The following is a 13503-nucleotide window of genomic DNA, read 5'->3' as shown; positions in this document are numbered from 1 at the left end:
TCGTTTTCTGATGCGCACGCTATTTATTGCAGATTTGCATCTTAGCGAACAGGAACCGGCGATCACCGCCGGTTTTCTTCGTTTTTTACAACGTGAAGCCTATCAGGCTGATGCGTTATATATTCTCGGCGATTTTTTCGAATACTGGATTGGCGACGACGATCCGCAGCCGCTGCATCGTGAAATCAGCTCTGCATTGCACGATCTTACCAATTCAGGCGTTCCCTGTTATTTCATCCACGGTAACCGTGACTTTCTGATTGGAAAGCGCTTCGCTCAAGAGTGCGGAATGACATTATTACCGCAGGAAAAACGGCTGTCGCTATATGAACACCCCATTCTTATTATGCACGGTGACACCCTGTGTACTGACGATGTGGATTACCAATGCTATCGTCGAAAAGTGAATAACCCGTTTATTCAAAAACTATTTTCGTGGTTGCCACTACGCACCCGCTTAAATATCGCGGCTAAAATGCGCGATCGCAGCCAGATGACCAACGATGGTAAGTCAGAGGCTATCATGGACGTCAATCAGCAGGCTGTTATAGAAGCGTTAGAGAGAAATCAGGCCGAGTGGCTGATTCATGGACATACACACCGCCCCGCAATTCACAACGTTGACATGCCAAACGGCAAGCTGGCGAAACGCGCGGTGTTGGGCGCATGGCATTATCAAGGGTCGATGATAAGCGTTACGCCCGAAGGCATTGAACTGATTGAATTTCCATTCTAAGCGCGCAGCGTGGCTACGCGCCTATGCTTAGTATTCGTTACCAACCACGCGGCTACGATAGCTTTCCCAATCGAAATTAACCCACAGGCTGTTGCCTAAACTCATTCGATCCATCACGCGTTCCCCCAACAGCGTATTCATGCTCTGAACATTCAGGTTAGAGAGCATACCGGTTGGGCGTTTAGATGAAGAGCGGCGATCGACAATTTGGTTGATAATCACTTTTTCATAGCGCGATTCAGTCTGTACCCCAATCTCATCAATCACCAACAAATCTACCGCGCTAAGATCTTCCAGCAAGCGTTCTTCAGTGGTGTCACTATTACCGCTGAATGTTCCTTTCATACTCGACATCAAATCCGCCACGGTAACAATCAACACCGATTTATTACGCAGAATCAGATCGTTGCCAATCGCAGCAGCCAAATGATTTTTTCCTGTGCCGGGTTTGCCAGAAAACACAAAGCTAGCAATATTGCCATCAAACTCTGCGGCATACTGGCGAGCACGTTCTAGCGCGATGCGTTGACCTTCACACTCGACTCGGTAATTATCGAACGAGCAGTTCATATGCAAAGGACGAATACCTGAGCGTTTAAAAACGCGCTGCATTTTCATCGCCTGATTTTCGCGTGAAATTGCTTCGGAGCGCTTACGCCCCTCTTCTTCCTGCCAAATACGCCACTCTTCAGCATTGGTGAACTTAGGTGAAACATGAGCAGGCATCATTTTTTTCAATCTCTGCATCAGGTTCATGCTAGCGGCATCTTTCATCATTAACCTCTAAAACCTTTAGGGATGGAATAGTCTTGTTCGCCTATGTCATTGATATCGCGTTTTGGCTGGCCACCGTTACTCATGCGATTTTGCTGTATGCTGCGCGCCAGTTTTTGCTGCCATTGCACATGGTGGAAGGCTTTCCCTTCCGCCTGCCAATAAGCCACAAAGGATGCTAACTCAGTGGGCGTGACAGGAGCGGTAAGGATACAGCCCCACATAGCCGCCATACGCAAAAAATCCGTATCTGGCTGCCAGCCGGGATACATCACAAATTTACCCAATGGTGTTGGAATATTGGCTGCCGTGGGAGCCACTGCTTCATCACTGAATAGACACTCCTCCAAAACGACGTCTGAGTTGGCCCGGCTAGCAGCCTCTTCAAAGGCTAACAGCTCGGCCATTCTTTCCGGCGTAACAGCGTAAAAAATCGGCATGTTGTTATCAAGCACGGTGATCACCCCGCGATCGCCAGATTTTAACGCCGTCTCCGGATCGCGGCTAAATGTGTCTAGGCTCGTAATTGAAGAGGCCAAAATTTTGACAGACATGTTTCTTTTTACTCTGATGAAGTGTGAACTGATGAAAGCGAGCAACGGTTCATACCGGCCGAATGCTTATTGACCGCAGACTTTTTAAGGTCTGGACTATGTGGCGGTATATTACCAGCCCATACAGTATAAATCAGTCTTATATCGAATGAGAGAGGGAATGAAACCTCACTCGGCTATCAAAATTGTTCCCATCGCCACGCTGACGCAACCGTTTTCGTCACCCAAAACACGTGATATACTTCGCACCTCTTTACCTGCTCAGTGAGTACTGAGTTGCCAAAGTCAGTAAGTTAAACAGGAGCTTGCCATCAATGCCAGCCAACGTTGTTCCGGCTAACCCGTCAGGGGCAAAAATTGCCATCGTTATGGGTTCCAAAAGCGATTGGGCCACCATGCAGTTTGCCGCCGAAGTTTTGACCCAGCTTGATGTTAAGTTCCATGTGGAGGTGGTTTCCGCGCACCGTACTCCCGATAAGCTATTTAGCTTTGCCGAGCAGGCATCCGAACAAGGTTTCGATGTGATTATCGCCGGTGCCGGTGGTGCGGCTCATCTACCGGGCATGCTTGCCGCTAAGACGTTGGTTCCCGTGCTTGGTGTTCCGGTACAAAGCGCAGCGCTAAGCGGCGTAGACAGTCTCTATTCCATCGTACAGATGCCGCGTGGAATTCCGGTGGGCACACTAGCGATTGGCAAAGCCGGTGCGGCAAATGCCGGTTTACTGGCCGCACAAATTCTAGCGCTGCATGATCCTATGCTAGCGCGCCGCATGGCGGCATGGCGTCAGGCACAAACCGACGAAGTACTGGCTCATCCTGACCCACGGGAGGAAGCATGAAACCCGTTTGCGTCTTAGGTAATGGACAGCTTGGACGAATGCTACGTCAGGCCGGTGAGCCGCTGGGTATCACCGTTTTCCCGGTGGGTCTAGATGTTGATCCTGAAGCGGTTCCTTGGCAGCAAGGCGTCATTACCGCAGAAATAGAGCGTTGGCCTGAAACGCCATTAACGCGTGAATTAGCTCGCCATAACGGTTTTGTGAACCGCGATATTTTCCCGCGTTTGGCCGACCGTTTAACGCAAAAGCAGCTGCTTGACGAGTTAACACTCGCGACGGCGCCGTGGCAGTTGTTGTCCAGCGCCGGTGAATGGCCGACCATATTCAGCAATATCGGTCAGTTTGCCATAGTGAAACGTCGTACCGGTGGCTATGACGGGCGAGGACAGTGGCGCATTCGTCCCGGCGATGAAGCACAGCTACCTGCCGATGCCTACGGCGAATGCATCGTCGAGCAAGGCATCAACTTCTCTGGAGAGGTTTCTCTGGTTGGCGCTCGCGCTCGCGATGGTCGCTGCGTATTTTATCCTCTGACACATAACCTGCATGAAGAGGGTATCTTACGTACCAGCGTTGCATTGCCACAGCCTAATCCACAGTTGCAGCAGCAAGCAGAGCTGATGCTCAGCGCGATCATGAACGCGCTTAATTACGTCGGCGTCATGGCCATGGAATGTTTCATTGTCGATGATAGCCTGTTGATTAACGAACTGGCTCCGCGAGTGCATAACAGTGGGCATTGGACACAAAATGGCGCATCAATCAGCCAGTTTGAGCTGCATCTGCGTGCCATTCTCGACTTACCGCTACCGACTCCCGTGGTCAGTACACCGTCAGTCATGATTAATCTGATCGGCACCGAACTGAACTATGACTGGTTAGCATGGCCACTCATCCACCTCCACTGGTACGACAAAGAGGTACGCGCGGGGCGTAAAGTTGGGCACCTTAACCTTAACGATCGCGATCCCGTGCTTCTTGCGGAAACATTACAAGCAATCTCGTCCCATCTCCCTAGCGAATATCAAAGCGGGCTAGTTTGGGCACAGGAGAAATTAGCATTCTAGGCACAAAAAAGCGGAGCCTTAGCGCTCCGCATTTTGCCAGTAATAAAATGATCAAACATGGGCAGGCTCTAGCGTCCCCTTATTTTTATCCCCCATGAGCTCAGAAGCTCTAGCGGAATATAACACCACGCGATCTCGCCCTTCCTGTTTAGCCTGATACATTGCCGCATCAGCATATGCGACACATTGTTCAGCGCCAAGTGCATTATCTGTCACGGTATAGACGCCAATGCTTATCGTGACTTTATCTGGGACATCTTGAGCAAATGGCGAATTCATGTGGTCGCTAATACTCATTCGGATCCTATCAGCTAAAAGCACAGCATCTGCCCGCCCAATACCATTCAACATGATAGAGAATTCCTCCCCACCAATACGCGCAGCAATATCGGTTTTACGAATTGAGTATTCTAATGTTTTAGCAACATATTGGATCACTCTGTCACCGGTCACATGGCCGTAGACGTCATTTACCCGTTTAAAGTGATCGATATCAGCAACCAGTAACGTTATCGGTTCTTGCTCTGAAACCGTCTTCATCCGCTGAATTAACACATCGTAGTAATAGCTGCGGTTGTATAACCGAGTCATGGGATCTCGAATAGAATTATTGTAAGAGATTTGATAATCGCGGCGTGCTTTTTGGTATAGCTTAAATATATCGAACAGAAACGCCAGCATAACAATAAAAGTCGCGAGCACCTCAAACAGATGAGCGCCGTACCAAGCTAAAGAAGCTAAATAGTTGCTGCCGCTAAGCAACAACGTACTACCAAGAAAAGCAATACAGCTCAGGCTTAAACTCGCCCAAAACCCACTTCTAGCACCCGCAAAAAAAATCACCGAAGAGGACGTAACACCCCATAAAACAACCAAGTATAACCCTATAGCACTGCTCCAAAAGTTATCATAGGTAAGATGTTTTTCATCTACGATGGATAATGCTAATACTTCACTGTGACTTGAAACAAAGTAAGCTAACAAAAATGAAAGCGAGGTTAAAAATAAACAGCAACCAACGACTAAATAAATATTAATAAAGGATTTATGACGAAGGCGATAAACCAATAATGAAAATAGAATCAATATTGCCATCGTCGCGCTACGGAATATGAAATAGATAGCCATATCATTGGCATTCGTTCCAAGCCCACCTTCAGTAAAAACAACACCTGGATAACTGAGAAGTTTACTAACCAGATAGATAGATGAAACACCATAAACAAATGCCAGAACTACCAGATATAAGTGATTTCGCTCAAAGTTAAACTTCATCAGCATGAACAACGCCAGCAACCCATGCAGAACCAGAATGACCGAGGTTGATACTGGAAATAGAGCCTCTAAAGCAGGCATTCGCAAATAGCCGTATTGTCGGAAAAAAATGAAAAGAGCGGTTAAAATCGCAAATGAAAAAATTGTAAACCGATTTATTTTTACAGACTCATTTTCTATGCCAACCCTATCCATACATAATATCCCTTTAATAAATCAGCAAACGCATCCATATCTTCACGTGCAATTCCTTAAAATTATAGTACGACTGAATTAGATGACATGCAATTATTTAGAATATAATCAATAATAACATTCAATAAATCAATTAAACACCTAAACTCATTCATTAAACAATATTAATTAAGTACATGAAGTAAATTTCTATAATAAAAATGAGCACCCGAGAAGGCATGCTCGTCACGATGAGTATTTAATTAACGCTTTAACAAGCGCGAACCTAAAAAACCTCCGCACAGAGAAAGCAAGATCGCGCCACTGATTGGAACCAAGAACCACATTAAATAGTTTGGTTCCCATGGAAAATCAAATACCTGCCGCTGTAACAGCCAAAGCGCGGCTTCAGCCCCCGCCGCCGCCGCAATACCGGAAACTAACCCGAGTAATGCAAACTCACTCCATAATGTGCGGCGTAATAAGCGCATACCAGCACCGAGCGTGCGATAAACCGTTAGCTCCTGACGCCGCTGCTGCATGCCGACCTGAACCTGCGCCATCAGCAACAATACACCGCAGATAATCACCAAAATCACCATCACCTCTAATGCACGACTCACCTGCTGCAATACCTGCCCTGCTTGCTGCAAAATCGCACCAATATCCAACAAACTCAACGTAGGGAATTGACGATTCAACTGAGTCAGCAGGCGTTCATCACCGGTATAGCGAAAGCTGGTCAACCATGTTTGAGGTTGGTTATCTAGCGCATGCGGAGGGAAGATAAAATAAAAGTTCGGCCGCAGGCTTTCCCAATCCACTTTACGCAAACTGGTTATTTTCGCACTGAAGCTCTGGGTATCACCGCTGAAGCTCACCTCATCACCTAGACCTAAACCAAGGCGCTCTGCAATCCCCTGCTCTATCGATACCTCTCCAACGTTAGGAGGCCAATATCCCGCCGTTAATGGATTATGTTCAGGCAAATCAGCTTGCCATGTCAGATTGAGCTCACGATTGACGGCTTCGCCGCCCGGCGCATCTTCCGCAATCAGCTTCGTCGCCTGCTGACCATTAATTTCCGTCAGCCGTACCCGCACCACCGGATAAAACGTCCGAGCCTCCACTTGATGCTGACCAAGGAACGTCCTCACCTGTGGAACCTGCTGTTCCGTCATATTCAGTAAGAAATAATTTGGGCTATCCGGCGGCAGCTGTTGTTGCCAACGATCGAGCAGATCGCCACGCAGTACCAGCAGCAGAGCCAATAACATAAACGACAGCGAAAATGCCGCCAATTGGCTGATAGTTGCCGCTGGCTGGCGCAATAGCCGGTTTACCGCCAGCCGCAGCGCCAGATTTGTCAATGTCAGACGACGTAGCAGTATTAATCCCCCCCAGCCGACCACGCTTAGCAACAGGGCTAACGCCAACATTCCCAGCAACAACGACCACAGCAGGGTGCTTAATCCAACCAGAGCAACTAACCCCGCCACTAATATCAACGCGGTAATCGGCAGGTAATAGCGCAGCGGCCACACCACACGAAATGCATCGCTACGCAACACGCGTAAAGGCTGAGTTGCCATCAGTTGACGGTAGGGTCTTAGCCCGACAATCAATGAAATCAGCGCCATGCCACCTAGCGCCCAAACCCAAGGCCAACCGCTAGCCGCGGGAAGCTCCGCAGGTAACACTGGCGCAAGCAGGCGAATGAGCAGGCTTTCAAATAATAATCCCAGCACACTCCCGGCGCCCCCAGAAACCAGCAGCAACGCTAGCCATTGCCCTGCAATCAAACGTAGCAACGTTTTGCGTCCGGCTCCCAATGTTTTTAGGATCGCCACCAGTTCATAGCGGCTGCGGCAATAGTGATTCATTGCCACCGTCACCGCCGCTACTGCGAGTAATAAAGTCAGCAGCGCAGACAGTAAAAGGAACTGCTGCGAACGCTGTAACGATTTGCCTAATGTTCCGCCAGACTCCTCCAGCCCGAACAGCTTCTGATCGGCTTTCAACTGCGGTGTCAAATACTGAGTAAAACGCTGTATCGCATCGGCAGGGCCAGCAAACATGTAGCGATAACTCAAACGACTGCCCGGTTGTATAGCCCCAGTTTTCTCAACGTCAGCTAGATTGATCAAGATCCTTGGCGCAGTTTGAAACGGATTAAAACCGTTATCCGGCTCCTGCACGACAACACCCGCCACTTTCAGGGTAGTATCCCCCACGTCCAGATCATCACCGATTTTGAGATTTAACAGCGCCTGCAAGCGGGAGGCCACCAGCACTTCCCCCGGTTCTGGCCGCAATCCGGCTGGGCGCGTAATCAACTCACCATAAAGTGGATACAGCGTATCCGTGGCCTTAACATCCGCTAACTGCGGTCTATCTCCTGCAAACGTCATTGTCGTAAATGACAGTTGGCGACTGACCGTTAGTCCATCCGATTTCGCCTGAGTTAGCCAATCTTCATTAGCTGGGTGCGCGCTGCGCAGCACTTTGTCACCCGCCAGAAAATCACGGCTCTGCTGGCTCAGTCCCCGTTCCATGCGATCGCTGATGCTGCCTAATGCCAAAACACAGGCTACAGCCAGCGTTAGTGCCATCCAGACAATCAGCAACGAAGGCGATTTCCATTCACGCCAAAACCAACGCAGAATCATGCTTCCTCCTGCAAAACACCTTCCACCAAACGCATTCTGCGCTGACAGCGCGCCGCTAATTGCGGGTCATGCGTGACCAGAATCAGGGTGGTATCAAAATCGGTGTTGAGTGAGAACAGTAACTCTGCAATGCGGTCACCGGTATGACGATCGAGATTGCCGGTTGGCTCATCAGCAAACAGCACTTTAGGTCGTCCGCTGAATGCACGAGCCAGCGCCACTCGCTGCTGCTCACCGCCAGAAAGCTGCGCGGGTAGGTGATTCAAACGCTTGCCTAATCCCAACTGTTCTAAAAGTTGCACCGCCTGTTGGCGGCTTTGACGCTCGCTGTCACCACGCAACAACGCAGGCAACTGCACGTTTTCCAGTGCGGTTAACGTTGGCACTAACATAAATGATTGGAATACAAATCCGACGTCCTTCGCCCGCAGCGCTGCGCGTTTTTCTTCATCCATCAGATCTAAACGCTGCCCCAACAGAGAAACCTCTCCCGAGGTTCCGTCATCTAAGCCAGCTAAAATACCTAACAGCGTTGATTTACCCGATCCGGACTCACCAATAAGCGCTAATGTCTGCGCCGGTTTGACAACCAGCTCAACTCCGGTAAGGATGGATAACTGACTCTCACCCTGACCGACCTGTTTGGCTAAATGATGAACTTCAAGAACATTTTCCGTTGGCATATCCCTTTCCTTCTTCTATTCAGCCTGTTGTGTGGGCGGGCGATGGCCGCAGATACATTGCTGATATTAGGTGATAGCCTCAGCGCAGGCTATCAGTTATCTGTTGCTGATTCATGGGCTGCGCGTATGGCACAACAGTGGCAAAAACTCACGCCGCCAATTACGGTCGTTAACGCCAGTATCAGCGGCGATACTGCCGAGCAAGGTTTAGCTCGCCTGCCGGCACTCTTGAAACAGCACCAGCCGCGCTGGGTGCTGATTGAGCTCGGTGCGAATGATGGGTTACGCGGTTTCGCACCCGCCGATATTGAAGCCAATTTAGATAAAATCATCACTCAGCTTCAGCAAGCCAAAACTCAACCTTTGCTAATGCAAATTCGGCTACCACCGAACTATGGACGCCGCTATACCGAAACCTTCGCGGCAATGTATCCACAGTTGGCAAAACGGTATCAAATCCCCTTAATTCCATTTTATATGGAGCAAGTCGCGCTAAAACCTGAATGGATGCAGCAGGATGGATTACATCCCAACGGCGATGCACAGGCGTTTATTGCGCAGTGGATGAGCGAACAGCTCCGCCCATTGCTGACGAATACCCATCAGTAATGTTTTAATTAAGCATCTTTAATGCCGAGTCAAAAGGTTTACATAGGTAAAGTTATGCAAAAAGCTATCCTTATCACCGGCTGTTCCAGTGGAATCGGACTCACAGCGGCACAGGATCTCCGCAACCGAGGGTATCGTGTGTTAGCCGCTTGCCGTAAGCCACAGGACGTCGAGGTGATGCGCGATCTGGGCATGGAAGGCATCGAACTGGATCTAGACGATAGCGCCAGCGTAGAACGTGCCGCCGCAGAGGTAATTCGTCTTACGGAAGGGCGCCTCTATGCACTGTTTAATAATGGTGGTTTTGGCCTGTATGGCCCGCTCAATACCATCAGCCGGTCTGAATTAGAAAGGCAGTTCGCCACCAACCTATTCGGTACTCATCAACTCACCCAGCTCTTGCTGCCGATCATGCTGCCGCACGGCGAAGGTCGAATTATTCAAACAAGCTCGGTAATGGGGCTGGTTGCCACGCCAGGACGTGGCGCTTATGCCGCCAGCAAGTTTGCTCTTGAAGGCTGGTCTGATGCATTACGTATGGAGCTGCATGGCAGTGGGATTCATGTCTCCCTGATTGAACCTGGTCCGATTAATACACGCTTTACTAAAAACGTGCATCAGATGGATAAAGACAAACCGGTGACGAATCCGGGGATTGCGGCGCGCTTCACCTTAACGCCTGACGCCATTTTGCCTAAACTGCATCATGCGTTAGAGAGCCATAAGCCGAAGCTTCGCTATCCAGTCACTCTGGTAGCCCATGCGCTTACCGTGCTACGCCGTATTTTACCAGGCCGTATGCTGGACAAGATCCTGAGCGGGAATTAATAGGTCGGCATTGTAAATAGCCGAATTACCCCCATATCGGTACATATGTTAAGCGTCTGAGAGAAACAAGAATGCTAAATAATTCCGTTATTAACGTCACTGAAGCTAACCTACACCAGACGCTGGAACAGTCCGCGTCCATTCCAGTGCTGTTTTATTTTTGGTCTGAACGCAGCCAGCATTGCCTGCAGCTCAACCCTATTCTTGATAAACTGGCCTCTGAATATGCAGGTCAGTTTGTTCTCGCTAAGGTCGACTGTGACGCAGAACAAATGGTGGCATCACAGTTTGGTTTGCGCGCAATTCCTACCGTATATCTGTTCAAAGATGGCCAGCCGGTCGATGGTTTCCAAGGCCCACAGCCAGAAGAATTCATCCGCGAACTGCTAGGTCGCTTCTTGCCAAAAGAAGAAGAGCTGAAAGCAGCTCAGGCCGCAGAGCTGATCGCAGAAGGTAAAATGGCCGAAGCATTACCTCTGCTGAAAGAAGCGCGTGCTCTGGATCCAAAACGCAGCGATATCGCCCTCACGCTGGCGGAAGTACAAATTGCCCTTAACCGCAGCGATGATGCTGAAGCCATACTGGCGACAATTCCATTGCAGGATCAAGATTCCCGTTATCATGGTTTAGTGGCTCAGATTGAACTATTGAAACAAGCCGCGGACACCCCTGAAATCCAGCAACTGCAAAAACAGGTCGAAGCAGAGCCTGAAAACGCCATTATCGCCGTTCAACTGGCGTTACAACTGCATCAGGTCGGTCGCAATGAAGAAGCGTTAGAATTGCTAATGACTCACCTACGTAAAGACCTCGCTGCTGCCGATGGCGCAGCCCGTAAAACGCTGATGGATATTCTGGCCGCACTGGGGAATGGAGATGCGTTAGCGTCTAAGTATCGGAAGCAGTTGTATTCATTGCTATATTAATCACTCCCATTAGCCTCCTGTTACCGTCGGTATCAAGCCGACGGTAATTCATAAACAAACCTGATACATCGCACTAATGCAAAGCCTGCACCAATTCAAAAACACTACGCTAAAAACTCATAAAAAATAAAGTTTGATCGAAATCAATATATTACCGCCATTCAAGAAAAAATATGATTCCCCTCTCTTGATAATAAACAACCATATCCTATCATTTTTATTGATGGTTTGAAGTCGATGAGAAAATATCGCCTGCACGAGCCATTATATATATTTCACTTAAAAATATTTTTCTCTAATATAAACAAGAGAGGGTAAATCATGGGTAAAAGTCCAACTATTGAAGAAATGGAAAAAAAAGACAAAAAAAGCCGTGAATATTTAGATGAAATAGCTAATGAATTAACCAACAAACTCGGAAATACCTATAGTGCTTTAGAAAAAGAGGCTGAGAATTTCTATACTAAGGAGCATGATAAACCTTGGTCTAGCGATCTTTATATTACTGGAAAACAATTTGATTACCAGTCAGTACAAGAGTGGTCGCTCGCATCCGTATCAGCTATTATTAATAAAATATCCGCAGCCGTTATCGGCACCGTTGACGGAAAGGTGGAAAATCTGCCAGCGGGAACCGATGCTGGAGATAAAGCTCAGGATATTAATAAAAAGTATGATATGAATAAGGACAAGCGGTTATTAATTGCAACTAACTGCTTTAATCTGCTGGCTGGCATCGTTGGTTCTTTTGGTAATGCCACATCAATTACGGTTAAGCACGGCACCAAGTCTGACCCTATCGGCGGCGGGCTACGAATCTTCGGCTCCGTCGGAACCCAAACCTTCCAGCGTTCTTCTTTCTTTAAGAATGAGAAAATCGCAACCTATCAATTTGCTTATATTGTGAGATTCTCGGTTGAGGAGTTTGAATTGCAGGCAAAAATCGCACTTATCGATCAGTATCAAAACACATTAAATGTGACCAAGTTTGCATCGGATAAAAATGACCAACAGTTCTTTGAAGATAAAATCACCTATGAACAATGGTCTGTCATGTCCACTAAATTTGAAAAAGTCATGGAAGACGTATTAAAGAAAATACAGGAACTCGATCCGAAAAAAGAAAGAGGCACTCTGTTGGCAAAAGCATTTATTGTCCATAACAGCCTATACAAGTTGCTCTACTCCAGTAATAAACACTTGATGGATGCTTTAGCTAAAAAAGAGGTCAGCCTATTAAAAATATAATTACACTTTAAAAACATTATTTCCTGATCATATTAATACTCACAGCAATTAAATATTCTAGGAAAATCGTCATGCCTAATTACTATCGACTCGGAAATAGAACGCCGGCTAATTTTACTCCACGCATTGCCGATACCGTGGGACCCGGTGCTGGGCTATCAATGGCAAATGCAGCTCCGGCGACAAGAGCGCAAGTCATTGACTCTGCGTTAACTCAGGATACCCAGATCTTGAATACACCGACCCATACTAACCCACAGCACTACTCTATTTTGCCCAACCCAAATGTAGGGAACAATTTGTTAGATTGGGCCAATACCCGAGAGGCAATTCTCATTGATAATACATGGACTAACCCTCTCATTGGGGTCTATACCACGGATGTCAATAATGCCCGTACTGGCCAAGTTAACTAAGAGAGTCCCTGTATGGATCTGATCAAAAAAATGTGCGGTTCGTTTGATTTTACTGCGATCTCTTCCGAACTGTACGCTCTGCTGCCACAGGACAAAATGGACGTCGAAAGGGCAAAAAAAGCGGTGGACTACGGCTATCCTGGCGTTGCGCCCATACTCCCAGTGCTAATCTATTGGATGCAGGATTTAAACTGGCCGGTAGCGCAAGAGCTCGCGCCATTTTTAGCCCAAATTGGCGCACCGCTGAAACAGCCCGTTCTTTATGTGCTAAAGAGCCAAGACACCATTTGGAAATACTGGGTCATCAGCCAATTAGTGAACACTGACGATCTCCGATTGGCAAAAGCCATCGGCCCTGAACTTCAACACTTGCAGTTGAAAACGGCTGGAAGCGCTGATGAAGACGATCTCAGCGTCCACGCAGTGACGACTGACGTTTTAAATAAGCTGCAAGCACAACACCCGTAAACACGTTGGTGCGTTATGCGGCATTATGGGGCGACGGAATACATTATGTTTTTCGTCGCCTTTTCTTTGCGCCGTTTTATCAATTCACATTCTCCTTGTGATCCCCTTCCCAATTCCTATACAAACTCTCGCACAGCAACCCGAAAAAAAGACGCTCACTTAATAAATTAATTCATTGTTTTATTTGTTTTTTTATTCCTCTCGCGCTCACTGATACCGTTTCATCTGCCCCTTAAA

At 47.9% G+C, this 13503-nt stretch carries 14 protein-coding genes; 9 read left to right on the top strand and 5 right to left on the bottom strand.

Features of this window, described 5'->3' with window-relative positions:
• Nucleotides 1-10: 10 nt before the first annotated feature.
• Nucleotides 11-736, top strand: a complete 726-nt coding sequence (locus tag K9N75_RS05685) for a UDP-2,3-diacylglucosamine diphosphatase (RefSeq protein ID WP_224452308.1) — start codon at nucleotides 11-13, stop codon at nucleotides 734-736.
• Nucleotides 737-763: 27 nt separating this feature from the next.
• Here the strand turns inward: K9N75_RS05685 and dnaC are convergent, their stop codons facing one another.
• On the bottom strand, nucleotides 764-1492 hold the full coding sequence (dnaC, locus tag K9N75_RS05680; protein ID WP_371272845.1) for a replicative helicase loader DnaC: 729 nt from the start codon (nucleotides 1490-1492) through the stop codon (nucleotides 764-766).
• Between the two features lie 20 nt (nucleotides 1493-1512).
• Nucleotides 1513-2064: a primosomal protein DnaT gene (gene dnaT, locus K9N75_RS05675; protein ID WP_061060310.1), complete on the bottom strand. Its 552-nt coding sequence runs from the start codon at nucleotides 2062-2064 to the stop codon at nucleotides 1513-1515.
• A gap of 314 nt (nucleotides 2065-2378) precedes the next feature.
• On the opposite strand from dnaT, the gene purE reads away from it, so the two are divergent.
• Together purE and purK are read left to right on the top strand one after the other, a co-directional pair.
• A complete protein-coding gene (gene purE, locus K9N75_RS05670) occupies nucleotides 2379-2903 on the top strand; it encodes a 5-(carboxyamino)imidazole ribonucleotide mutase (RefSeq protein ID WP_004847104.1) in 525 nt (174 codons plus the stop codon).
• A complete protein-coding gene (gene purK / locus K9N75_RS05665; RefSeq protein WP_130953998.1) occupies nucleotides 2900-3970 on the top strand; it encodes a 5-(carboxyamino)imidazole ribonucleotide synthase in 1071 nt (356 codons plus the stop codon). The genes purE and purK overlap by 4 nt, the downstream gene beginning before the upstream one ends.
• 51 nt (nucleotides 3971-4021) lie before the next feature.
• On the opposite strand, the gene K9N75_RS05660 is transcribed toward purK, so the two are convergent.
• From K9N75_RS05660 to ybbA, 3 genes are all read right to left on the bottom strand, one after another.
• A complete protein-coding gene (locus tag K9N75_RS05660; protein WP_224452307.1) occupies nucleotides 4022-5440 on the bottom strand; it encodes a sensor domain-containing diguanylate cyclase in 1419 nt (472 codons plus the stop codon).
• A gap of 242 nt (nucleotides 5441-5682) precedes the next feature.
• Complete coding sequence (ybbP, locus tag K9N75_RS05655; RefSeq protein WP_130975241.1) at nucleotides 5683-8088, bottom strand: putative ABC transporter permease subunit YbbP; 2406 nt, start codon at nucleotides 8086-8088, stop codon at nucleotides 5683-5685.
• A complete protein-coding gene (ybbA, locus tag K9N75_RS05650; protein WP_061060313.1) occupies nucleotides 8085-8771 on the bottom strand; it encodes a putative ABC transporter ATP-binding protein YbbA in 687 nt (228 codons plus the stop codon). Before ybbA ends, ybbP begins: the two co-directional genes overlap by 4 nt.
• On the opposite strand from ybbA, the gene tesA reads away from it, so the two are divergent.
• The 6 genes from tesA (at nucleotide 8742) to K9N75_RS05620 (ending at nucleotide 13266) form a co-directional block, all read left to right on the top strand.
• A complete protein-coding gene (gene tesA / locus K9N75_RS05645; RefSeq protein ID WP_039187229.1) occupies nucleotides 8742-9380 on the top strand; it encodes a multifunctional acyl-CoA thioesterase I/protease I/lysophospholipase L1 in 639 nt (212 codons plus the stop codon). The two genes, ybbA and tesA, sit on opposite strands and share 30 nt — an antisense overlap.
• Before the next feature lie 54 nt (nucleotides 9381-9434).
• Nucleotides 9435-10208: an SDR family oxidoreductase gene (locus K9N75_RS05640; RefSeq protein ID WP_008812672.1), complete on the top strand. Its 774-nt coding sequence runs from the start codon at nucleotides 9435-9437 to the stop codon at nucleotides 10206-10208.
• Between the two features lie 71 nt (nucleotides 10209-10279).
• On the top strand, nucleotides 10280-11134 hold the full coding sequence (locus K9N75_RS05635) for a co-chaperone YbbN (RefSeq protein WP_061060314.1): 855 nt from the start codon (nucleotides 10280-10282) through the stop codon (nucleotides 11132-11134).
• Between the two features lie 321 nt (nucleotides 11135-11455).
• Nucleotides 11456-12382 (top strand): hypothetical protein, encoded by a 927-nt coding sequence (locus K9N75_RS05630; protein WP_175320292.1) that lies wholly within the window; start codon nucleotides 11456-11458, stop codon nucleotides 12380-12382.
• A 71-nt stretch (nucleotides 12383-12453) separates the two neighbouring features.
• Complete coding sequence (locus tag K9N75_RS05625; RefSeq protein ID WP_224452306.1) at nucleotides 12454-12798, top strand: hypothetical protein; 345 nt, start codon at nucleotides 12454-12456, stop codon at nucleotides 12796-12798.
• A 12-nt stretch (nucleotides 12799-12810) separates the two neighbouring features.
• Nucleotides 12811-13266 carry a DUF5071 domain-containing protein gene (locus K9N75_RS05620; RefSeq protein ID WP_061060317.1) on the top strand — a complete coding sequence of 152 codons (456 nt, stop codon included), beginning with the start codon at nucleotides 12811-12813 and terminating at the stop codon, nucleotides 13264-13266.
• The last annotated feature ends 237 nt before the right edge of the window (nucleotides 13267-13503 follow it).

Source organism: Hafnia paralvei, from assembly GCF_020150375.1.
GTDB classification, from domain to species: Bacteria; Pseudomonadota; Gammaproteobacteria; order Enterobacterales; family Enterobacteriaceae; genus Hafnia; species Hafnia paralvei.
Note: the sequence above shows the minus strand (reverse complement) of the source record. Positions and strands in the feature narration are given on the sequence as shown.